Genomic DNA, 251 nt, shown 5'->3' with positions numbered 1-251 from the left:
GCATGGGTACCACGCTGTCGGCCAACGCCCTGGCGATGCGCTGTATGCGCGCCAACCTGGAAGAGGTGATGACCGATACCGCCTACGCCCACATGCTGCCCCTGGCGGCGCGTCTGGCCGAGGGCTTCCGCAGGATTATCCACAAGCACGGCCTGGCCTGGTCGGTGACCGAGCTCGGCGCGCGCAGCGAGTTCCAGTTCTGCCCGCAACCCCCACGCGACGGCGCGGCCGCCGAGGCGGCGTTCCACGAC

Annotated in this window: 1 protein-coding gene; it reads left to right on the top strand. The window is 70.1% G+C overall.

The genetic code is table 11. From position 1 onward, the window contains the following. Nucleotides 1-44 precede the first annotated feature (44 nt). On the top strand, nt 45-251 hold a 207-nt coding region (locus ACLJNW_RS27085; RefSeq protein WP_410961642.1), incomplete at its 3' end, for a hypothetical protein.

The sequence above is a fragment of the Salmonella sp. SAL4457 genome, from assembly GCF_046548235.1.
In the GTDB taxonomy this organism is placed as follows: domain Bacteria; phylum Pseudomonadota; class Gammaproteobacteria; order Enterobacterales; family Enterobacteriaceae; genus Salmonella; species Salmonella enterica.
Note: the sequence above shows the minus strand (reverse complement) of the source record. Positions and strands in the feature narration are given on the sequence as shown.